Origin of the sequence: Clostridium tarantellae (genome assembly GCF_009295725.1) — a bacterium.
GTDB lineage: Bacteria > Bacillota > Clostridia > Clostridiales > Clostridiaceae > Sarcina > Sarcina tarantellae.
Window position 1 is genome coordinate 1 of record NZ_WHJC01000434.1, and the last position, 2,064, is coordinate 2,064.

Sequence of the window (2,064 nt, forward strand, 5' to 3'; positions counted from 1 at the left end):
ACTATAAATAATTTACTCTTTAAAATATATAATATAAATTTATCTTTTATGCCTTTAATATAAGTCCATTACCAGTTATAGTAAAGGTTTTAGAATTATTATTAGGAGATTTATATGTGTTACCTTCCTTAGGATAATTAGATATTAAAACCCTATTCCTTTCTGCAAAGATAAGGGTTATAGTATAACCATCTTTAAAATCTAAATAGTTTAATAATACTGCAAAGTTATTCCCATTTTCATTTCCTTTTACTGAGGCTTCTTTTATTAGATTATCAGAACTATCCTTTAAAACAACTTTAAAATATTCTCTATCTCCAAATCTGCTATGGGCTGTTGTTCCACTAGAACTAACTAATACTTTTTTATCATCAATATCAAAATAAATTTTAGCTATTAATCTATTACCAAAACCTAAGAAAGTTATTTCATTTTTTAATAATCTTATTAAAGATACTAAACCAGTTTCTGTTATAGAAAATCTTTCATTAACTTTTAACAGACTATATTTTTCACCATAAGTAGGATTATTTTCTATAGAAATTTTTCTTAAATCTTTACATGCTAAAGTTATAGTATCCCCATATTCAAAGGAAACTTTATTATTTAATAAATCTGCTAAAGCATCCCCATTATTATCTCCAGTTATTTTGCCAATAGTCTCTTTACCTGACTTATCTGTTAATTTAATAACAAAATATTCCTCTGAGTTACTAATTGAATTATTATATGCTGATTTTATAGAACTAGAGGATACAAGTAATTTTTTAGCTTGAATATTAAAATAAATTTGTAACATTATTTGACTATCCACATTTTTCAAAACAATTATATCTTTTAAAGGTTTAATATTACTTAATGGAGAATTAGATTGCAGTACTAAGCCTAACTCTGTTATAGTAACTGTTTCTGTATCATTAAATGGACAATATGCATTAGATTTAAATGGTAAATTAGAAGTAAAAACCCTTGTCTTAGTAATAAAACGATACTTTCTAGCTGGAGCATATAACTCTAAAGAATAACCATAATCAAAAGGGGTATTATTTATATTATTAGCTAAATTAATAGCTACTCCATCTCTACCAATAGCTTTAGTATCTTTACCATATACATAATCATATTTTACTGTCCTTCCATTTTTATCTTTTAGTGTGAATATAAGAGCAGAAGTTCCTGACCAACCACCAGAAGAACCAATAGGTTCGTTGATAGCAGTGGCTTTTATTGTTTTTGATGTGGTATCAAAGCTTATAGTAAGGGCATTCCTATATATATTACTATTAGAACGCACTGTAATTATATTATCTTGAAGCACTGATGTAGGGGTAAATGGAACTAATCCAGATTTAGTTACTTTAAAATACTCTTTATTATTAATAACTCTATGAGACATGCCTTGAGTTTGAAAATTAGTTATTTCCACTTTATTTAAAGCCGTATCAGCACAGGTTATTTCTACAATATTATCTAAAATAAAAGGCGTATTATTAAGAGTAAATAAAAATTCTTGGGGTTTTTTATTAGATAATAATTTAGCTGTAGAAAGAGGATAAGCTAAAGCATTATCCGTTAAATGATACAATTGAATTTTAACATACTCATAAGCAGTAGCAGTAGCTGAATGGGGTTCTCTATCATTAAGTAATACAGCTTCTAGTTTTTTAGTTTTAATATTAAATTTTATAAAAACTATAGTACCTGTAGTTAATCCCTCTATTACTATAGCACTTGAAATATATATTGAATAATAATCCTCTAATCCACTTTCATCCATATAAAACTTTTGAGAACTACCTGAAATAGGTGTAACTTCCCCTTTAGATGGAAAATCAAAAATTTCTACTAAAGAATTTTGTGAACAGCCCATTTCCAATATATCTCCAATATTAAGATTTTTTGATATATTGCTGTCATCAGAAGTAATTTTTATTGCATCACCCTTTTGATTTTTATTTATTTTTCCTTGAATTTTCGTTATCTTTTCTAAAGGATCTAATATTTTAAAGTAAAATTCATCTGAATCTTTATTTATATTTCCTGGTGCATAAGGTTCTATATAAA

The 2,064-nt window shown here is 26.2% G+C and carries 1 protein-coding gene; it reads right to left on the minus strand.

Features of this window, described 5'->3' with window-relative positions; translation table 11 throughout:
- Positions 1-46: 46 nt before the first annotated feature.
- A partial coding sequence (locus GBZ86_RS15315; protein WP_152892094.1) for a putative mucin/carbohydrate-binding domain-containing protein occupies positions 47-2,064 on the minus strand: 2,018 nt, incomplete at its 5' end.